We start from the raw sequence: 20,112 nt of genomic DNA, 5'->3' as shown, positions 1-20,112 counted from the left end.
AACCCGACCCCCATGGGTCGCAACGACCTCTACGGTCGAGGTGTGATCGTTCCCGAGCGTTACCGCACCGCCGACCGGGCCCTGTTCGAGCGCTCCGGGGCGCTGCGCGCGTCCCCCGCCGACCCGCTGCTGCGCGATCTCGGACGCGCCGCCAACCACAGTGTGCTGTGGGTGGCGTGCGCCGCGGTGTGCGCCACCGCCGGCGGTCACGCCCGCCGCGGGGCGGTGCGGGGTCTGCTGTCGGTAGCCGGGGCCAGTGCCTTGACCAACGGGCTGCTCAAACCGCTGTTGCCGCGCCGCCGGCCCCCGGCGCGCACCGACCCGAAGTTTCGGCGCCGCACGGTGCCGATCCCCCGCTCGTCGTCGTTCCCGTCCGGGCACGCCGCGTCGGCGGCGGCGTTCGCGACCGGGGTGGTGCTCGAATCCCCTGCGGCTGGGGTGGTTCTGGCGCCGCTGGCCGCGGCGGTGGCCTATTCGCGGGTGCACACCGGCGTGCACTGGCCCGGCGACGTCGTCGTCGGCGCCGCGGTCGGGGCGACGGTGGCGTGGTCGACGCGCCGCTGGTGGGCGGTGCGCAGCCGCGAACCGGCGACCGTGCAGGTCGCGGCGGCCGCGCCCGCCCTGCCCGGCGGCGACGGAATGCTGCTGGTGGTCAACCGCGATGCCGGGACCGCCGAGGAGATCGCCGCGCGGGTCACCGCCGCGCTGCCGAGGGTGCGTCGCGTCGATCTGGATCCCGACGGTGATCCGGCGGAGCAGTCGGAACGTCTGCTGACCGAATATCGGCCGCAGGCGGTGGGGGTGTGCGGCGGGGACGGCACCGTCGCGGCGGTGCTCGACGTCGCCGTCGACGCGCGGCTGCCGGTGGCGGTCTTCCCCGGCGGCACCCTCAACCATTTCGCGCTCGATCTCGGCGTGGTGGACCTCGACGAGACGGTGCGGGCGGTCACCGCCGGGCAGGCGGTGGCCGTCGGGCTCGGGCAGGTCACGGTGACCGAGCCGGACGGGCGCACGGTGCGGCGGTTCGTCAACACCGCCAGCCTCGGTGGCTATCCGGATGCGGTGCGGTTGCGGCAGCACTGGGAACCGCGGATCGGCAAGTGGCCGGCGGCGGGGTTGGCGATGCTCGCGGTGCTGCGCACGGCGAGCCCGATGCCGGTCCGCATCGACGGGGCGGGGCGGGCGGTGTGGTTGCTGTTCGTCGGCAACGGCCGCTACACCCCGGCAGATCAGGTGCCGATGTCCCGGGCGCATCTGGATCCGGGCACCCTCGACGTGCGGTATCTACCCGCGGAGAGTCGGTTCTCGCGGCTGCGTCTGCTCCTCGCTGCGGCGACCGGCACCCTCGGCGCGTCACCGATGTATCGGCAGCGGCACATCCCGGGCCTGGCGGTGGAGGTCATCGGGGATCCGGTGGCGTTGGCCACCGACGGGGAGGTCCTCGCCGACGGCACCGGTTTCGACTTCGAGGTGGTGCCGTCGGCGTTGACGGTCTATCGGCTCGCGGTGGATCAGCCCGCGTCGGGACCGGACTCGGTCTCCGAGCCGGTCGCGGTGTCGGACCCCGATTCGGGGGCCGGATCGGCGGGCGTCTCCGACGGCGCCGCCTGAGCGGACCCGGTGCTGGGCAGCAGCGCGTCGAGCGCCGCCCCCGAGATACGCCGGAAGGCGCGGCGCGGCCGCTGCTTCTCGAGCACCGCGACCTCGAGTTCCCCGCGGCCGAGCACCCGCGGCGCCGCATCGGCGGTGGCGGGCTGCTGCAGCGCGGTCACCGCCACAGCGACCGCCTCGTCGAGCGGCAACCCCGGCTTGTACGACGAGCGCAGCGCGGTGACGATCGGTTCGGTGTTGCCGCCCATCACCACGAACTGCGGTTCGTCGACGATCGACCCGTCGTAGGTGATGCGGTACAGCTGCGGGCCGTCCTCGGTATCGGCGCGCCCGACCTCCGCGACGCAGATCTCCACCTCGTACGGCTTGGGCTGCTCGGTGAAGATCGTGCCGAGGGTCTGCGCGTAGGCGTTCGCCAGCGCCCGCCCGGTCACGTCCCGCCGGTCGTAGGAGTAGCCGCGCATGTCGGCGTGCATGATCCCGGCGCGCCGCAGATTCTCGAACTCGTTGTACTTGCCGACGGCCGCGAAACCGACCCGGTCGTACAGTTCGCTGATCTTGTGCAGCGCCTTCGACGGATTCTCCGCCACCAGCAGCACACCGCCGGCGTAGGTCAACGCGATCACCGACCGGCCGCGGGCGATGCCCTTACGGGCCAGCTCCGAGCGATCGCGCATGATCTGCTCGGCGGACGCATAGTACGGAAGTGTCACCGGGCATCTCCTGCGGTGCGGTCGGCCACGATGGTGCGGGCCAGCTCGGACAGGGTTTCCTCCGCGACGGCCACGGCCCCGGCCGCGGTGATCACCACCGCCGTCGGGTAGATCCCGCGGGTGGTGTCGGGACCACCGGTGGCGGTGTCATCGTCGGCCGCGTCGTACAGCGCCTCGACGGCGCTGCGCAGCGCGCTCTGCTCGTCGGCATCGGCGCGGTAGAGCTTCTTGAGCGACGAGCGGGCGAACAACGATCCGGAGCCGACCGCGTGGTAGCCGGCGCGTTCCTCGTAGCGGCCCCCGACCACGTCGTAGGACACGATCCGCCCGGCGCGGTGCGCATCGGACGCGTCGAGGTCGAAACCGACCAGCAACGGCACCACGGCCAAGCCCTGCATGGCCGCACCGAGATTGCCGCGCACCATCGACGAGAGCCGATTGGCCTTGCCGTCGAAGGTCAGCGGCACACCTTCGATCTTCTCGTAGTGCTCGAGTTCGACCGCGAACAGTCGCACGAGCTCGATCGCCAGACCCGCGGTGCCGGCGATGCCGGCCGCCGAATAGTTGTCGGTGATGAACACCTTGTCGACATCGCGGGAGGCGATCAGGTTACCCATGGTCGCGCGCCGGTCGCCGGCGATGAGCACACCCCCGTCGAAGGTCAGCGCCACGATGGTGGTGCCGTGCGGGGCGAGGTCCACGTGGTCACCTCGTTCGAATCGGAACCGGTTCTCCGGCAGCATCTCCGGGGCGTGCATCCGCAGGTGGTCGGAGAACGACGACAAGGGCGACGCGAGGTGCAGCTTCGGCTGCACCTCGCGGTAGGGAAGAGAGGATCGTTCGGCTGTCACTGGCCACCTTTCTGCACATATGCCCGCACGAAGTCCTCTGCGTTCTCCTCGAGCACGTCGTCGATCTCGTCGAGAAGATCGTCGGTGTCCGAGGCGAGCTTCTCGCGACGCTCCTGACCGGCACCGCCGTCACCGACGACCTCGTCGTCGTCTCCGCCGCCACCGCGTGTGGTCTGCTCCTGTGCCATAGCCGCCGACCTCCTCCTGTACTCGGCGCGGAACCGTCACCGGTCGACGATCGGTGTGGTCACCGCTGCTTCGAACTCCTACCCTACCCAGCGAACCGGTCCACCGGTGGCGACACGCGTACTCGCGGCCTGTGATCCGGCCACCGCCCTCCGCCGGGAGGGGTGGTCAGTGAGTGAGCTGATCGACCAGTTCCGCCGCCGACTGCGCCGTCTCGAGCAGCTCCCCGACATGCGCGCGGCTGCCACGCAGCGGCTCGAGCGTCGGGATGCGCACCAACGATTCGCGACCGAGATCGAAGATCACCGAATCCCAGCTCGCCGCCGCGATATCGGCACCGAAACGGCGCAGGCACTCACCGCGGAAGTAGGCGCGGGTGTCCGACGGCGGGGTGTGCACCGCATCGAGGACCTGCTGCTCGGACACCAGCCGCTGCATCGACCCGCGGGCCACGAGGCGGTTGTACAGGCCCTTGTCCAGGCGCACATCCGAGTACTGCAGGTCGACCATGTGCAGGCGCGGCGCCGACCAGGACAGTCCCTCGCGGTTGCGGAAGCCCTCGAGCAGCCGCAGCTTCGCGGGCCAGTCCAGCAGGTCGGCGCATTCCATCGGGTCGCGTTCGAGCAGATCGAGCACCATCGCCCACTTGTCGAGGATGTCGAGGATCCGCTTGTCCTCGGTGCCATCGTGGAACTTCGCGACCCGCTCGTGGTAGATCCGCTGCAGCGCCAGACCTGTCAGCTCCCGGCCGTCGGCGAGCGCGACGGTCTTGCGCAGCGACGGGTCGTGGCTGATGTGGTGCACCGCGGTGACCGGGCGGGCGAGCTGCAGATCCGACAGGTCGATGCCGGCCTCGATCAGGTCGAGCACGAGCGCGGTGGTGCCGACCTTGAGGTAGGTGGACATCTCCGCCAGATTCGCATCGCCGATGATCACGTGCAGGCGCCGGTACTTGTCGGCGTCGGCGTGCGGCTCGTCGCGGGTGTTGATGATGCCGCGCTTGAGGGTGGTCTCGAGACCGACCTCGACCTCGATGTAGTCGGCGCGCTGCGAGAGCTGGAAACCGGGCTCGTCACCGGACTGGCCGATCCCGACCCGGCCGGAGCCGGTGATGACCTGCCGGGAGACGAAGAACGGGGTCAGGCCCGCGACCACCGCGGAGAACGGGGTCTCCCGGTCCATCAGGTAGTTCTCGTGGGTGCCGTAGGAGGCGCCCTTGCCGTCGACATTGTTCTTGTACAGCTGCAGTCGCGGCGCGCCGGGCACACTCGACGCGTGCCGGGCGGCGGCCTCCATCACCCGTTCCCCGGCCTTGTCCCAGATCACCGCGTCGAGGGGGTCGGCGACCTCCGGGGCGGAGTATTCGGGGTGGGCGTGGTCGACGTACAGGCGCGCCCCGTTGGTGAGGATCATGTTCGCGGCACCGACCTCGTCGGCGTCGATGACCGGGGCCGGGCCGTTGAACCGCCCCAGATCGAAGCCCCGCGCGTCGCGCAGGGGCGATTCGACCTCGTAGTCCCAGCGGGTGCGGCGGGCGCGCGGCACCCCTTCGGCGGCCGCGTAGGCCAGCACCGCCTGCGTGGAGGTCAGGATCGGGTTCGCCGATGGCTCGTTGGGTGAGGAGATCCCGTACTCGACCTCGATACCGATGATCCGCTGCATGCCCTCGAGCCTAGGCGATCCGGACGCTCACGGTCGTGACCAGCCCCGCCACCGGTCAGCGGTGCGGCTGCGGGGTGCAGTCCAGATAGCCGTGCGGCCCGATCGCCTGCAGCGCCACCCGCACCGGCAGCGGCGCCCAGCTCGCCTGCGGATCGGTCCCGAGTCGCGGGTCGCGCACCGGGATCGCCCTGCCCCGGGTGTGCACCACCGCCTCGCCGGAGGCGCACACGTTGCGCACCCAATCGGTGTCGGCGCCGTAGGTCAACGCGATCCGCAGATCGTCACCGACGGTGAACAGCAGCACCGGGGTGCGGAACACCCGGCCCGAGCGGCGCCCGCGATGCTCGACCACCGCGGTGCCCGGCAGCAGCTGCGCGAACGGGGTGGTGACCCGGTTGGTGACGATCTTGTCGAACCGGGCCAGGGTGGGCGGAAACGGCACGGTCGGTCCTCCCCCTGGATAGGCCGCGACGGCCGGACCTTCCGGAGGAGGGAAGGCCCGGCCGTCGCGGATCGATTGTCGCGGGTCGATTCCTACAGGTACTGGCCGGTGTTCGACTCGGTGTCGATCGCGCGGCTCGCGCTGGCGTTCTTGCCGGTGACCAGGGTGCGGATGTACACGATCCGCTCGCCCTTCTTCCCCGAGATCCGGGCCCAGTCGTCCGGATTCGTGGTGTTGGGCAGGTCCTCGTTCTCGGCGAACTCGTCGACGATCGAATCGAGCAGGTGCTGCACCCGCAGACCGGGCGCCCCGGTCTCGAGCACCGACTTGATCGCATACTTCTTCGCCCGGTCGACGATGTTCTGGATCATCGCGCCGGAGTTGAAGTCCTTGAAGTACAGGACCTCCTTGTCGCCGTTGGCGTAGGTGACCTCGAGGAAACGGTTGTCCTCGGACTCGGCGTACATCCGCTCGACGACCCGCTCGATCATCGCCCGCACGCACGCGACCCGATCGCCGCCGAACTCGGCGAGATCGTCGGCGTGCACCGGCAGGCTCTCGGTCAGGTACTTCGAGAAGATGTCCTGCGCGGCCTCCGCGTCCGGACGCTCGATCTTGATCTTCACGTCGAGGCGGCCGGGCCGCAGGATCGCCGGGTCGATCATGTCCTCACGGTTCGACGCGCCGATGACGATGACGTTCTCGAGCCCTTCGACACCGTCGATCTCGGCGAGCAGCTGCGGCACCACCGTGGTCTCCACATCGGAGGACACACCGGAACCGCGGGTGCGGAAGATCGAATCCATCTCGTCGAAGAACACGATCACCGGGGTGCCCTCGGACGCCTTCTCCCGGGCCCGCTGGAAGATCAACCGGATGTGCCGTTCGGTCTCACCGACGAACTTGTTCAGCAGCTCCGGGCCCTTGATGTTCAGGAAGAACGACTTCGCTTCCTTCGAATCGTCCCCGCGGGCCTCGGCGATCTTCTTCGCCAGCGAGTTCGCGACCGCCTTCGCGATCAGGGTCTTACCGCAACCGGGCGGGCCGTACAGCAGCACACCCTTCGGCGGGCGCAGCGAGTACTCGCGGAACAGGTCCTTGTGCAGGAAGGGCAGCTCCACCGCGTCGCGGATCTGCTCGATCTGCCGGCCCAGACCGCCGATGTCGCTGTAGCCGACGTCCGGGACCTCCTCGAGCACGAGATCCTCGACCTCGGCCTTGGGGATCCGTTCGAAGGCGTAGCCGGCCTTGCTGTCGACCAGCAACGAATCACCGGGGCGCAGCGTGAACGAGTTCTCGTCGTCGACGAGCAGATCGGTCTTGTCGTCGGTGGCGGCCGCGGCGAGCGGGGCGGCCAGCCACACGATGCGTTCCTCGTCGGCGTGCCCGACCACCAGCGCGCGGGTGCCGTCGTCGAGCACCTCCCGCAGGGTGGTGATCTCGCCGACGCGTTCGAAACCACCGACCTCCACGACGGTCAACGCCTCGTTCAGCCGCACCGTCTGACCGGGCCGGAAGGTGTCGAGTTCGAGATTCGGGGACACCGCGACCCGCATCTTGCGGCCCGAGGTGAACACGTCGACGGTCTGATCGTCGAACGTCTCGAGCAGCACCCCGTAGCCGCTCGGCGGCTGGGCCAGCCGGTCGACCTCCTCGCGCAGCGTGATCAGCTGCTGGCGCGCATCCTTGAGGGTCTCGAGCAGTTTGCCGTTGCGGACCGTGAGGGACTCGAGCCGGGCTTCGAGGTCGCGTACCTGATCGGACGGTTCGCCGAGCCGACGACGCAAGGTCGCCACCTCTGCGCGCAACTCTTCGATTTCGCGTGCCGCCGCAACCGCATCCGGCTTCTCTGACGAGCTCATAGCGACTCCCTCCACTGTCGGTCATTCCACGCTACCGGGACATCGCCCCACATGGGGGAGGACACGAAACAGTCGTGTTCCGAACATGTGTCGCGTGTGGGGCGCGCCATGGCGCCGCACCTCCGGCACGCTGTTAGGCTCCCCTAAATATCGTGCGTCGACCGTTTCTCTCGAAAGGTACTCCTCCGTGACCCCACGTCCAGTTCGCACACTCTGCGCCGCCACCGCGATCGCCGCCCTCACCGCCCTGACCGGCTGCAGCTCCGACGACGCCGGCGACGACACCGCTGCCACGACCAGCGCCACGACGACCACCAGCACCACCGTGACCGCCGCGGTCACCGTCGAGCAACTGCAGGAACAGATCGACGTGTTCTTCGACCCGGCCGCCACCACCGAGGACCGTGCCGCGGTCGTGGAGAACGGCGCCGCGCGCACCGCCGTGCTCGATCAGTTCACCGGTGTGCTCGCCGGCTACCCGCTCACCGGCACCGTCGGCGAGATCACCACGGTCGACGCCGACACCGTCACCGCGACCACCGAGGTCGCCGGCCCGCACGGCGGCGCCCCGATGCCGCTGACCTTCGAGCAGATCGACGGCACCTGGGTCATCGCCGACGAGAGCGCCTGCTCGATCCTGGCCGCGGGCACGCTCAGCTGCGAATAACCCCTGCGGGTCGGCGTCGGCTCAGCCCTTGCTGGGCCGGCGCTGCGGCTTCGGGGTCTCCACCCCGTCCTGCAGGCGCCGGGCACTGACCAGGAACGCCGTGTGCCCCTGCATCCGATGCTCCGGCCGCACCGCCAGCCCCACCACGTGCCAGCCGCGCACCATCGACTCCCACGAACGCGGCTCGGTCCAGCAGGTCTGCTCCCGCATCGCCTCGACCACCCGCGACAGCTGCGTCGTCGTCGCCACATAGACGATGAGCACCCCGCCGGGCACCAGCGCCTTCTTCACCGTCTCGAGCACATCCCAGGGGGCGAGCATGTCCAGCACCACCCGGTCGACGCGGCCGTACTTCTCGACGTCGTAGTCCGCCAGATCCCCGAGCACCGTCGTCCAGTTCGCCGGGCGCTGCCCGAAGAAGGTGTCGACATTGCGCTCGGCGTATTCGAGATGGTCCTCGCGCACCTCGTAGGAGATCACCCGGCCGCTCTCGCCGACGGCGCGCAGCAGCGAACACGTCAGCGCGCCGGAACCGGCGCCGGCCTCGAGCACCGTCGCGCCGGGAAAGATGTCGCCCTCCTGCACGATCTGCGCAGCGTCCTTCGGGTAGATCACCTGCGCACCGCGCGGCATCGACATCACATAGTCGACGAGCAGCGGACGCAACGCCAGATAGGGGGTGCCGTTGGTGGAGGTGACCACCACACCCTCGTCGGTGCCGATCAGATCGTCGTGCAGGATCCCGCCGCGATGGGTGTGGAACTCCTTGCCCGGTTCGAGCACCACGGTGTACTTGCGGCCCTTGGCGTCGGTCAACTGCACCCGGTCCCCCACCTGGAAGGGTCCGCTGCGCCCGAGTCCGCCTACCGCCATCGCCGTGTCCACCTTCGTTCCAGCCCCGCACCCGGGATCGGGCACGCGGGTCCGGCACCGTGTCGGACCCGCGTCCTAGCCTGCCAGGTGTGACCACAGCTGCGCCCACACCCCCCACCGACACGACGCGGCCGGTCGCCCTGTCCCCCTCCCGGGCCGCCGACTTCACCCGCTGCCCGCTGCTCTACCGCTTCAAGGCCGTCGACCGGCTCACCGCACCCCCGACCCGCGCCCAGGCACGCGGCACCGTCGTGCACGCCGCCCTCGAAGCGTTGTTCGGCCTCGACGGACCGGCCCGCACCGCCACCGCCGCGCAGACCCTGCTGCCCGACGCCCTGGCCCGGGTCCTCGCCGCCACCCCCGATCTGGGCGTGGACACCGACGACGCGGGGTTCCTCGCCGAGGCCGCCGCGCTGCTGGACACCTACTTCACCGTCGAGGACCCCACCGCGGTCACCGCCGACGGCTGCGAACTGCGGGTGGAGACCACCCTCGACGGCGACGTCCCGCTGCGCGGCATCATCGACCGCCTCGATGTCGACGCCACCGGTGCGGTGCATGTCGTCGACTACAAGACCGGCCGCGCCCCGTCCCCGCGCGGCGAGCGGGCGGCGCTGTTCCAGCTGAAGTTCTACGCGCTGATCGTGTGGCGGCAACGCGGCATCGTCCCGGCCTCGCTGCGGCTGCTGTATCTCGGCGACGGTCAGGTGCTGCACTACCGGCCCGACACCGAGGAACTGCGCCGCTTCGAACGGATCGTGCGGGCGATGTGGGCGACGATCCGGCAGTTGCGCGCCAGCGGCGACTTCCGCCCCAATCCCGGTCCCGGCTGCCGGTGGTGCGATCATCGGGCATTGTGCCCGGCGTTCGGCGGTACCCCACCGCCGTATCCCGCCGACGGCGTTGCGACGCAATCGACACCGGGCGCGCCCCACCGCATCGAGCAGCAGGAGAATCCCGAGTGAGCGACGCCGCCTACTACGTGCCGGTCCCCCGGCCGACCACCCCCACCGGCCCGGTCGACGACGTCGAGATCGCGGTGTTCCGCCCCACCGAACACACCGTCAGCACCTGGGGACCGCACCTGCAGCACGGCGCCCCACCCTCGGCGCTGCTCGCCCGCGCCATCGACCGGCACCGGCCCCGCCCCGACACCCGCCTGAGCCGGCTCACCGTCGAACTGCTCGGCCCCGTCCCCCTCACCGACCTCGAGGTGCGCACCCACATCGAACGACCCGGTCGCCGCATCGAACTGGTCGTCGCCGAATTGTGGACCACCGCCCCCGACGGCACCGACCGCCCGGTGGCGCGCGGCACCGGCTGGCGCCTCGAAACCATCGACCTGCCGCAGGTCGCGCGGACCTCCGAAACCCCGCTGCCCGCCCCCGACCACTTCGAAGCCACCGCCCCGCACGTCTTCTGGAAGGGCGGCTACATCGACACCGTCGAATGGCGCATCATCGTCCCCTTCGGCGCTCCCGGCCTGTCGTCGGCGTGGGTGCGCAGCGAGATCGCCCTCGTGGAAGGCGAAACCCCCAGCGGGCTCGACCGGTTGATGAGCGTCGCCGACGTCGCCAACGGTGTCGGATCCAAACTCGACCCCCGCGAGTACACCTTCCTCAACACCGAACTGACCGTGCACCTGTTCCGCGCCCCCGAGTTCCGCGAACAGGACTGGGTGGGGATCGCCGCGGAGATGTCCGTCGGACCCGACGGGGTCGGCATGACCGCCGGTCTGCTCTACGACGAGACCGGCGCGCTCGGCCGCATCGCCCAGAACGTGCAGGTGCGGTCCCGCTGATCAGCGGGACCGCACCGGAAGATGGCGGGATCGGTGCGCGTCTATTCGGGGGCGCGCATCGCCCGGCACGAGCGGATGTTCGACGCGAGGATCGCGCGGGCACCGATCTCGGCGAGCCGGTCCATCACCGCGTTGTGGCCCTTGCGCGGCACCATCGCCCGCACCGCCACCGAATTCTCGTTCGCCAACGGCGAGATCGTCGGCGACTCGAGACCGGGCGTGACCTGCACGGCCTGCTCGAGCAGGTGCTTCGGGCAGTCGTAATCGATCATCACGTACTGCTGCGCGAAGACCACACCCTCGAGACGGGCGATCAGCTGGTTGCGGGCCCGATCCGAGCGATCCGAATCCTCCCGCTCGATCAGCACACCCTCCGAATCGCACAACGACTCGCCGAAGGCGACGAGATCGTGCTGCCGCAACGTCCGGCCCGAGCCGACCACATCGGCGATCGCGTCGGCGACCCCGAGCTGGATGGAGATCTCCACCGCACCGTCGAGCCGGATCACCTCGGCCTCGATGCCGCGGGCGGCGAGATCACGACGCACCAGATTCGCGTACGAGGTGGCGATGCGCAGACCCTGCAGATCCTCGACCGACCAGTCGCGGCCCTTCGGCGCGGCGTACCGGAAACGCGAGGACCCGAAGCCCAGCGACAACCGCTCGGTGACCGGAGCCCCCGAATCCATCGCCAGGTCGCGGCCGGTGATCCCCAGATCCAGCTCGCCGGAACCGACGTAGATCGCGATGTCCTTCGGCCGCAGGAAGAAGAACTCGACGTCGTTGACCGGGTCGATGACCGTCAGATCCCGCGAGTCGGTGCGCCGACGGTAGCCGGCCTCCTGCAGGATCTCGGCGGCGGACTCGGACAGCGAACCTTTGTTGGGGACTGCGACGCGCAGCATGACGGATTGGGTCCTTTCGAACGACGAGCAGAAGCGAGGAAGGGATCTACAGGGGGCACGGACGGCGGCACCGGCACAGCGGGCCACCGGCCGTCACAGATGCTTGTAGACGTCCTCGAGCTTCAGACCCCGCCCCACCATCAGCACCTGCACCCAGTACAGCAGCTGCGAAATCTCCTCGGACAGTTCCTCGTCGGACTGGTACTCGGCGGCGATCCACACCTCACCGGCCTCTTCGAGTACCTTCTTGCCCTGGAAATGCACGCCGGCGTCCAGGGCGGCGACGGTGCCGGAGCCCTCGGGGCGGGTCGCGGCGCGTTCGGACAGCTCGGCGAACAGGGAATCGAAGGTCTTCACAGGGGTCGATTGTTTCATGCCCCGCCACCGGCCCCACAGCCAGGACACCGACCCTCGCTCAGAACTCGAGTTCCCGCCCGCTGACGAACCGCCGCTCCACCTCGCTGATCGGATCGGTGAACTCCAGCGACCGCGCCAGCAACCGCAGCGGATCGGTGAAATCGTCCGCGGCGCGCCGCCGGAACCACGGATAGAAGTTGTCCCCCACGATCGGCACCCCCAACGACGCCAGATGCAGCCGCAGCTGGTGGGTGCGACCGGTGCGCGGGAACAACCGGTAACGGGCCAGCTCCCCACGCCGCTCGACCAGCTCGATGCGCGTCTCCGAATTCGGTTCGTCGGCGAACTGCTCGGCCGTCGGCTCCCCGTGCCGCTTGACGATCCGCGTGCGCACCACCTGCGGGAACGACAGGTCGGACCGATAACCGGCGACCGCCTCGTACACCTTGCGCACCCGCTGACGCTCGAACAGCTCCTGATAGGGCCGCCGCCATGCCGGATCCGTCGTGCACAGCAGCACCCCGGCGGTCATCCGGTCGAGCCGGTGCACCGGCACCAGATGCGGCAACTCCAGCTCGCGCCGCAACCGCACCACCACCGACTCGCGGATGTGCGCTCCGCGCGGGATCGTCGCCAGGAAATGCGGCTTGTCCACCACCACGAGACCGTCCTCCCGATGCAACACGCGCACCGGGAACGGCACCGGCACCTCCGGCGGCGGATCGCGGTAGAAGTACACGAACCGCGTCGGCTGATACGGCGTGCACGCATCGACGCGGCGGCCGTGCTCGTCGACCAACTCCCCCGCCCCCATGTGCGCCGCCCAGTCCTCCTCGGGGTGGCCGGCCTGCAGGAACTCGACGATCGTGGTCGCGTCGGCATCGGCGGGCATCCGGATGCGGTCGGGGCCGAGCCCGTCGCGCACCGGCAGCGGTGCAGCACGCACCGGTCTACGCCTCCACGAGGTCCGGGACGCAGCCCTCGCACACCAGAGTCAACTCCCGGCCGTGGAGATCCGGATGATTCCGGTACCGCGAGGTCGGCGTCCCGCACAGGGTGCAGCGGCCGATCACCGGCGCCTCGGCGCTGAACTCGACGTTCATCCGCCCGTCGAAGACGTACAGCGAACCCTCCCACAGGCCCTCGTCTCCGAAGGTCTCGCCGTAGCGGACGATGCCACCGTCGAGCTGGTAGACCTCTTCGAACCCGCGATTGCGCATCAACGCCGACAGCACCTCACAGCGCACCCCACCGGTGCAGTAGGTGACCACCGGGCGGTTCTTGAGATGGTCGTAGCGTCCGCTGTCGAGCTCGGCGACGAAATCGCGGGTCGTGGCGACATCCGGCACGATCGCATCCCGGAACCGGCCGATCTGCGCCTCGAAGCGGTTGCGGCCGTCGAAGAACACCACCTCGTCGCCGCGCTCGGCGACCAGCTCGTGCACGCCGTGCGGCGACAGATGGGTGCCGCCGTCGACGATGCCGTTCTCGTCGACCTTCACCTCGTCGGGCACCCCGAACGTCACGATCTCCGGACGTACCTTCACCGACAGCCGCGGAAAGTCGTCGCCGGTGCCGTCGGACCACTTGATATCGGTGTCCTTGAAGGCCGCATAACCGCGCAAGCCACGCACGTACTTCTTCACGTCGGCGATGTCACCGCCGACGGTGCCGTTGATGCCGTGCTCCGAGATGAGAATCCGCCCGGTCAACCCCAGCGACGACGCGAGGGTGTGCTGCCACAACCGGATCGCCTCCGGGTCGGGCAACGGGGTGAACTTGTAGAACAGCACGATCTTCGGGACCGCCACCTCAGGGCACCCCCGCACCGTGCAGCTCGTGCAGATCCTCGGCGCTCAACCCCTCGAGCGTGGACCGGAACACCCGCCGCTCCGAGCCGGGCACATCCACCAGTGACGGCACCACCAGCACCGTGCACCCGGCTGCATCCGCCGCGGCCGCCCCGGTCGGGGAATCCTCCACCGCCAGACACTGCGCCGGATCCAGACCGAGCAACTCCGCAGCCCGACGGTAGGGCGCCGGATCGGGTTTGCCGGCCGGCACCTCGTCGCCACACACCGAATGATCGAAATGCTCACGGCCCAGGGTCGCGAGGGCCACCTCACACAACGCCCGCTCGGTGTTGGTCACCAGCACCGACCCCAGTCCCGCCTCGCGGACGGTGCGCAGCGCGGCCTGCGCGCCGGGCCGCCACGTGAGCCCGTCGGCGAACAACCGGCCCATGTAGTCGGTCAGCCACGCCGCCGCAGCCGCCGCCTCGTCCGGGGTCGGTTCCAGACCCAACCCGGCGAAGGTGCGCAGCACCGCCAGATCCATCGGCCCCCCGATCGTGGAGATGCGGGTCTCGTCGCTCATCGGCCCACCGAGATGCAACGACAACTCGTGCATCCCGATGTCCCACAAGCGTTCCGATTCGAGCAGGGTGCCGTCCATGTCCCACAGCACCGCCCGCAGCGCACCGGTCTGCACCGCGAGCGGCGCCTCCACCCGATCAGACATTGAAATACTTCGCCTCCGGGTGGTGCAGCACGAACGCATCGGTGGACTGCTCGGGATGCAACTGCAGCTCCTCCGACAGCTCCACCCCGATCCGCTCGGGTTCGAGCAGCTCGACCAGTTTGATGCGGTCCTCGAGATTCGGGCACGCGCCGTAACCGAACGCGAACCGGGCACCGCGGTAGGCAAGCTTGAAGTACTCCGCGACCTCCTCCGGATCCTCGTCCGCGGCCGTGCCGCCCTCGGCGAACGCCAGCTCCTGCCGCACCCGCCGATGCCAGTACTCGGCCAGCGCCTCGGTCAGCTGCACACCGATGCCGTGCACCTCGAGATAGTCGCGGTACGAATTCGACGCGAACAACTCGTTCGCGAAGTCCGCGATCGGCTGCCCCATCGTCACCAACTGGAACGGCCACACATCCACCTGGCCCGACGCGAGCGCATCCTCCCGCGACCGCACGAAATCGGCGATGCACAGGAACCGCGAACGCTGCTGCCGCGGGAAGGTGAACCGGTAACGCTCGGGAGCATCCGGGCGCGGCTCGGTCAGCACCACCACGTCGTCACCCTCGGACACCGCCGGGAAGTAGCCGTACACCACCGCCGCGTGCTGCAGGATGCCCTCGGTCGCCAACCGGTCCAGCCAGTACCGCAACCGCGGCCGGCCCTCGGTCTCCACGAGCTCCTCGTAGCTCGGGCCGTCGCCACCGCGCTGCCCGCGCAGGCCCCACTGCCCCAGGAACAGCGCACGCTCGTCGACCAGCGCCGCATAGTCGGCCAGCGGGATGCCCTTGATCACCCGGGTGCCCCAGAACGGCGGCGTCGGCACCGGCAGATCCTTCGCGACATCACTGCGCTCGGGGATCTCCGCCGGCGTTTCCGCGGCCTTGCGCTTCTCCGCGATCCGCTTGCTGCGCTCGTGCCGCTCCTTGCGCTCGGCGGCCTTGCGGGCGGCCTCGATCGCCTCCGGACTGTCCGGCGCCGGACCCTCACCGCGCTTCTCGGCCATGACCCGGTCCATCAGCGACAGACCCTCGAACGCATCGCGCGCGTAGGACACCTTGCCCTCGTAGACCTCCGCCAGATCGTTCTCGACGTAACTGCGGGTCAGCGCCGCACCACCGAGCAACACCGGGAACTGCTCCGCGACCCCGCGGGAGTTGAGCTCCTCGAGGTTCTCCTTCATCACCACCGTCGACTTCACCAGCAGACCCGACATGCCGATCACATCGGCGCGCTTGTCCACCGCCGCGTCGAGGATCGTCGCGATCGGCTGCTTGATGCCGAGGTTGACCACCTCGTAGCCGTTGTTCGACAGGATGATGTCCACGAGGTTCTTGCCGATGTCGTGCACATCGCCCTTGACCGTCGCCAGCACGATCCGGCCCTTGCCCTCGTCGCCCGTCGACTCCATGTGCGGCTCGAGGAACGCCACCGCGGTCTTCATCACTTCGGCGGACTGCAGCACGAACGGCAACTGCATCTGACCCGACCCGAACAGCTCACCGACAGTCTTCATGCCCGACAGCAGCGTGTCGTTGATGATCGCCAGCGGCGGGGTGGTCCTCATCGCCTCGGTCAGATCGTCCTCGAGACCGTTGCGCTCGCCGTCGACGATGCGCCGCTCGAGCCGCTCGAACAGCGGCAACGCCGCCAGCTCCTGCGCCCGTGACTCGCGTGCCGACGCCGCCGACACCCCCTCGAACAGCTCCATCAGCTTCTGCAGCGGGTCGTAACCCTCGCTGCGCCGGTCGTACACCAGATCCAGCGCGACCTGCCGCTGTTCCTCCGGGATCCGCGCCATCGGCAGAATCTTCGACGCGTGCACGATCGCCGTATCCAGACCCGCCGCGGTGCACTCGTTCAGGAACACCGAGTTCAACACCTGCCGCGCCGCCGGATTCAGACCGAACGACACATTCGAGATGCCCAGCGTGAAGTGCACCTCCGGATGCGTCTCGTGGAGGCGGCGGATCGCCTCGATCGTCTCGATCGCATCGCGCCGCACCTCCTCCTGACCCGTCGAGATCGGGAAGGTCAACGCATCGACGATGATGTCCTGCGGCGACAACCCCCACCGACCGGTCAGATCCGCGATCAGCCGCTCGGCGATGCGCACCTTGTGCTCGGCGGTGCGGGCCTGGCCCTCCTCGTCGATCGTCAACGCGACCACCGCCGCGCCGTGCTCGACGACGTGCTCCATGATCCGCTCGAACCGCGAACCCGGACCGTCGCCGTCCTCGTAGTTCACCGAGTTCACCGCACACCGACCACCGAGATGCTCGAGACCCGCCTTGATCACGTCCGGCTCCGTCGAGTCGATCATGATCGGCAACGTCGACGACGTCGCGAACCGCGACGCCAGCTCCGCCATGTCCGCCGCCCCGTCACGCCCGACGTAGTCGACGTTCAGATCAAGCATGTGCGCACCGTCGCGGATCTGGTCCTTCGCGATGTCCAGGCACTTCTGCCAGTCCGCGGCGAGCATCGCCTCCCGGAACGCCTTCGACCCGTTCGTGTTGGTGCGCTCACCGATCATCAGGATCGACGCGTCCTGCTCGAACGGCACCGAGGTGTACAGCGACGACACACCCGGCTCCGGCTGCGGTGCGCGCGGCGCCGGCTGCACCCCGCGCACCGCCTCGGCGACCTGCCGGATGTGCTCGGGGGTGGTGCCGCAGCAGCCACCGACGAAGGTCAGCCCGTACTCGGAGACGAAACCTGCCAGGGCCTCGGCGAGCTCCTCCGGCTGCAGCGGGTACTCGGCGCCGTTCGCGCCCAGCACCGGCAGACCCGCATTCGGCATCACCGACACCGGGATCGTCGCGTGCTGCGACAGATACCGCAGGTGCTCGCTCATCTCCGCCGGACCGGTCGCGCAGTTCAACCCGATCAGGTCGATGCCGAGCGGCTCGAGGGCGGTCAGCGCGGCACCGATCTCGGAACCGAGCAGCATCGTGCCGGTGGTCTCCACTGTCACGTGGGTGACGATCGGGATCCGGCGACCGGCCTGCTCCATCGCCCGCTTGCTACCGATGATCGCGGCCTTCGCCTGCAACAGGTCCTGACAGGTCTCCACCAGGATCGCGTCGGCACCACCGTCGAGCATGCCCAGCGCCGCCTCACCGTAGGCGTCGCGCAGCGCAGCGAACGGCGCGTGGCCGAGGGTGGGCAGCTTCGTACCCGGACCCATCGACCCGATCACCATGCGGGCCATGCCGTCGGCGCCGGGGCCCATCTCGTCGGCGACCTCGCGGGCGAGGCGGGTACCGAGCTCGGACAGCTCACGGATGCGGTCGGCGATGTCGTAGTCGGCGAGGTTGGGCAGGTTGCAGCCGAAGGTGTTCGTCGAGACGACGTCGGCGCCGGCCTCGAAGTACGCCCGGTGGATCCCCCGGATCACATCGGGACGAGATTCGTTGAGGATCTCGTTGCACCCCTCCAAACCGCGGAAGTCGTCGAGCGACAGATCCGCGGCCTGCAACATGGTGCCCATCGCCCCGTCTCCGATGACAACGCGCTGGGTCAGCGCATCGAGCAGGACAGAATGAAGTGGGGTGGACATGCCCTTCAGACTAGTGGGCGCCCGGATCGGGCCGGGTCGTAGGCTGGACGAGTGAGTACACCCGAGTATCCCGAGACCCCGGACCAGGACGTCCCCGTCCTGCGCGATCCGGTGCTCGTCGCCGCCTTCGAAGGGTGGAACGACGCCGGCGACGCCGCCAGCGGCGCCGTCGAACACCTCGAGTTGATCTGGGACGCCGAGCCGTTCGCGGAGCTGGACTCCGAGGAGTACTACGACTACCAGGTCAACCGGCCGCAGGTGCGGCTCGTCGACGGGGTCACCCGCGAGATCGACTGGCCCACCACCCGGCTGTCGCTGTGCTCCCCGCCCGGCAGCGACCGCGACATCGTCCTCCTGCACGGCATCGAGCCGAGCATGCGCTGGCGCAGCTTCTGCGACGCCATCATCGAACTCGTCGACGAGTTCGAGGTCCACACCGTCGTCCTGCTCGGCGCACTACTCGCCGACACCCCGCACACCCGCCCGGTCCCGGTGACCGGCACCGCCTACAGCTCCGAGGCCGCCGAACGCTTCAAGCTGCAGACCTCCCGCTACGAAGGACCCACCGGGATCACCGGCGTGCTGCAGGACGCCTTCGTCCGCGCGGGCATCCCCGCGGTGTCGTTCTGGGCGGCGATCCCCCACTATGTGTCCAACCCGCCGAACCCCAAGGCCACCGTGGCGCTGCTGCGCCGCGTCGAGGACGTCCTCGACCTCGAGGTGCCCCTTGGCGAACTCCCCCTCCTCGCCGAGGAGTGGGAACAGACCGTCACCGACATGATCGAGGACGACGAGGAGATCGCCGAGTACGTGCGCACCCTCGAGGAGCGCGGCGACGCCGAGGCCGAGGAGGACATCTCCGAGGTCATCGCCAAGATCGACGGCGACGCCCTCGCCGCCGAGTTCGAACGCTATCTGCGGCGACGGGGCCCCGGCGGCTTCAACAAGTGAGGGATCTGCGCGAACCGCTGCAGCGCACGGCGCTGTACGCGGGCGGCTTCCTCGGTCCCTTCGGCGGCAGTGTCGTCGTGTCGATGCTGCCGGAGATCGGCGCCGACACCGGTGTGTCCACCGGCACAGCCGCGACGACGGTCACCGCCTATCTCGGTGTGTTCGCCGCCGCGATGCTGTTCTCCGGCACGCTCGGCGCACGGTGGGGACGCGTCCGCACCGTGCGCACCGCCTATCTCGTCTACGCGGCGGTCTCGATCGCCGCGGCGCTGGCGCCGACCTTCTCGGTGCTCATCGGCACCCGCATGCTGCAGGGCGCGGCCAACGCGTTCACCACTCCGCTGCTGCTCGCGGCGCTGGCCGTTATCACCCCGAAGGACAGGCTCGGCCGCGCTCTCGGATTGTTCGGGGCGATGCAGGCCGCCGGCCAAACCGTCGCCCCACTGATCGGCGGTCTCGCCGCCGAGGTGAGCTGGAGATGGGCGTTCGTCGTGCTTGCCGGCGCCGCGCTGCTCCTGGCGCTCGCCGGCCTGCCCGAATCGGTGCGCGACGACCCGTCCGGTACCACTCGGGTCCGACTGCGCGACGCGCTGACCCCGCGCGTCCTGCGTATCGGGCTGGTCGCATTGCTCGGTTGGGGTGCGCTCGGCGGACTCGGATTCCTCCTCGCCTTCCGGGTCGAGGACGACTTCGGGTTGTCCCCGTCCGAACGCGGCGTGGTACTCACCGTGTTCGGACTCGCCGGCATCCTCAGTTCCCGGCCGGTCGGGATGCTCATCGACCGCGTCGGTGCCCGCGCGATCGTGCTCATCGGCGCGGTGAGCGGCGCAGCGCTGGTCGTGGTCGTCGGTACCGTCCCGTGGCTCGTCGTGCTCGGCGTCGCGTGGTTCCTGGCAGGTATCGCTTCGCAGTTCATCCTCGTCGGGGTCAACGCCGCGGTGCTCGGTGGGCCGGGCGGCAACCGCGGTGGCGCGGTGTCCGTCGTGCAGGCCTTCCGCTTCGGCGGTGCGGCCTTCTCCCCTCTCCTGCTGACGCCGGTGTACGGCGCCGACCCGGTCCTCGCGTTCCTGCTGCCTGCCGCGCTGCTCGGTGTGCTCGTTCCCCTGGCCATGACTCGACGCCCTGAGGCATCGAGCCGCTGACACCGAC

General features: G+C 69.5%; 19 protein-coding genes. 6 read left to right on the top strand and 13 right to left on the bottom strand.

Going from position 1 to position 20,112, the window contains the following annotated elements; translation table 11 throughout:
* Window positions 1-12 precede the first annotated feature (12 nt).
* Window positions 13-1,611: a bifunctional phosphatase PAP2/diacylglycerol kinase family protein gene (locus A5767_RS04895; protein WP_064851812.1), complete on the top strand. Its 1,599-nt coding sequence runs from the start codon at window positions 13-15 to the stop codon at window positions 1,609-1,611.
* Here A5767_RS04895 and prcA read toward each other — a convergent pair.
* From prcA to arc, 6 genes are all read right to left on the bottom strand, one after another.
* Complete coding sequence (gene prcA / locus A5767_RS04890) at window positions 1,512-2,324, bottom strand: proteasome subunit alpha (RefSeq protein WP_064851811.1); 813 nt, start codon at window positions 2,322-2,324, stop codon at window positions 1,512-1,514. The two genes, A5767_RS04895 and prcA, sit on opposite strands and share 100 nt — an antisense overlap.
* Window positions 2,321-3,175 carry a proteasome subunit beta gene (gene prcB / locus A5767_RS04885; RefSeq protein WP_006552174.1) on the bottom strand — a complete coding sequence of 285 codons (855 nt, stop codon included), beginning with the start codon at window positions 3,173-3,175 and terminating at the stop codon, window positions 2,321-2,323. The genes prcA and prcB overlap by 4 nt, the downstream gene beginning before the upstream one ends.
* Entirely contained in the window at window positions 3,172-3,363 is a 192-nt protein-coding gene (locus A5767_RS04880) for a ubiquitin-like protein Pup (RefSeq protein ID WP_006552173.1), read from the bottom strand. The genes prcB and A5767_RS04880 overlap by 4 nt, the downstream gene beginning before the upstream one ends.
* A 166-nt stretch (window positions 3,364-3,529) precedes the next feature.
* A complete protein-coding gene (dop, locus tag A5767_RS04875) occupies window positions 3,530-5,023 on the bottom strand; it encodes a depupylase/deamidase Dop (protein ID WP_006552172.1) in 1,494 nt (497 codons plus the stop codon).
* A gap of 55 nt (window positions 5,024-5,078) precedes the next feature.
* Window positions 5,079-5,465 carry a nitroreductase family deazaflavin-dependent oxidoreductase gene (locus A5767_RS04870; protein ID WP_064851810.1) on the bottom strand — a complete coding sequence of 129 codons (387 nt, stop codon included), beginning with the start codon at window positions 5,463-5,465 and terminating at the stop codon, window positions 5,079-5,081.
* Window positions 5,466-5,557: 92 nt separating this feature from the next.
* Window positions 5,558-7,327 carry a proteasome ATPase gene (gene arc, locus A5767_RS04865; protein ID WP_064851809.1) on the bottom strand — a complete coding sequence of 590 codons (1,770 nt, stop codon included), beginning with the start codon at window positions 7,325-7,327 and terminating at the stop codon, window positions 5,558-5,560.
* A gap of 187 nt (window positions 7,328-7,514) precedes the next feature.
* On the opposite strand from arc, the gene A5767_RS04860 reads away from it, so the two are divergent.
* The gene (locus A5767_RS04860) at window positions 7,515-7,994 is read left to right on the top strand and encodes a hypothetical protein (protein WP_006552169.1); all 480 of its coding nucleotides are present in this window, start codon (window positions 7,515-7,517) and stop codon (window positions 7,992-7,994) included.
* A gap of 21 nt (window positions 7,995-8,015) precedes the next feature.
* Here the strand turns inward: A5767_RS04860 and A5767_RS04855 are convergent, their stop codons facing one another.
* Complete coding sequence (locus tag A5767_RS04855) at window positions 8,016-8,867, bottom strand: tRNA (adenine-N1)-methyltransferase (RefSeq protein WP_019289521.1); 852 nt, start codon at window positions 8,865-8,867, stop codon at window positions 8,016-8,018.
* A gap of 89 nt (window positions 8,868-8,956) precedes the next feature.
* Here A5767_RS04855 and A5767_RS04850 point away from each other — a divergent pair, with 89 nt between their 5' ends.
* Window positions 8,957-9,832 carry a RecB family exonuclease gene (locus A5767_RS04850; protein WP_064255668.1) on the top strand — a complete coding sequence of 292 codons (876 nt, stop codon included), beginning with the start codon at window positions 8,957-8,959 and terminating at the stop codon, window positions 9,830-9,832.
* Complete coding sequence (locus A5767_RS04845; protein WP_019289519.1) at window positions 9,829-10,668, top strand: thioesterase family protein; 840 nt, start codon at window positions 9,829-9,831, stop codon at window positions 10,666-10,668. The genes A5767_RS04850 and A5767_RS04845 overlap by 4 nt, the downstream gene beginning before the upstream one ends.
* A gap of 41 nt (window positions 10,669-10,709) precedes the next feature.
* Here A5767_RS04845 and hisG read toward each other — a convergent pair whose 3' ends face one another.
* The 6 genes from hisG to metH all read right to left on the bottom strand — a co-directional run bounded on the left by hisG (window position 10,710) and on the right by metH (window position 18,012).
* A complete protein-coding gene (gene hisG, locus A5767_RS04840; protein ID WP_006552165.1) occupies window positions 10,710-11,573 on the bottom strand; it encodes an ATP phosphoribosyltransferase in 864 nt (287 codons plus the stop codon).
* A gap of 93 nt (window positions 11,574-11,666) precedes the next feature.
* On the bottom strand, window positions 11,667-11,948 hold the full coding sequence (locus tag A5767_RS04835) for a phosphoribosyl-ATP diphosphatase (RefSeq protein ID WP_170318512.1): 282 nt from the start codon (window positions 11,946-11,948) through the stop codon (window positions 11,667-11,669).
* A 40-nt stretch (window positions 11,949-11,988) separates the two neighbouring features.
* Complete coding sequence (locus A5767_RS04830; protein ID WP_064851808.1) at window positions 11,989-12,876, bottom strand: pseudouridine synthase; 888 nt, start codon at window positions 12,874-12,876, stop codon at window positions 11,989-11,991.
* A gap of 4 nt (window positions 12,877-12,880) precedes the next feature.
* A complete protein-coding gene (trhO, locus tag A5767_RS04825) occupies window positions 12,881-13,741 on the bottom strand; it encodes an oxygen-dependent tRNA uridine(34) hydroxylase TrhO (RefSeq protein ID WP_019289517.1) in 861 nt (286 codons plus the stop codon).
* Between the two features lies 1 nt (window position 13,742).
* Entirely contained in the window at window positions 13,743-14,450 is a 708-nt protein-coding gene (locus A5767_RS04820; protein WP_064851807.1) for an HAD family hydrolase, read from the bottom strand.
* Window positions 14,443-18,012 (bottom strand): methionine synthase, encoded by a 3,570-nt coding sequence (gene metH / locus A5767_RS04815; RefSeq protein ID WP_064851806.1) that lies wholly within the window; start codon window positions 18,010-18,012, stop codon window positions 14,443-14,445. The genes A5767_RS04820 and metH overlap by 8 nt, the downstream gene beginning before the upstream one ends.
* Before the next feature lie 51 nt (window positions 18,013-18,063).
* Between metH and A5767_RS04810 the strand changes: the two genes are divergently transcribed.
* The gene (locus A5767_RS04810) at window positions 18,064-18,963 is read left to right on the top strand and encodes a PAC2 family protein (protein WP_064851805.1); all 900 of its coding nucleotides are present in this window, start codon (window positions 18,064-18,066) and stop codon (window positions 18,961-18,963) included.
* Complete coding sequence (locus A5767_RS04805) at window positions 18,960-20,105, top strand: MFS transporter (protein ID WP_006552159.1); 1,146 nt, start codon at window positions 18,960-18,962, stop codon at window positions 20,103-20,105. The genes A5767_RS04810 and A5767_RS04805 overlap by 4 nt, the downstream gene beginning before the upstream one ends.
* Window positions 20,106-20,112: the final 7 nt, after the last annotated feature.

It is taken from the genome of Rhodococcus sp. 852002-51564_SCH6189132-a (assembly GCF_001665495.1).
Lineage (GTDB): Bacteria > Actinomycetota > Actinomycetes > Mycobacteriales > Mycobacteriaceae > Rhodococcus > Rhodococcus pyridinivorans.
Note: the sequence above shows the minus strand (reverse complement) of the source record. Positions and strands in the feature narration are given on the sequence as shown.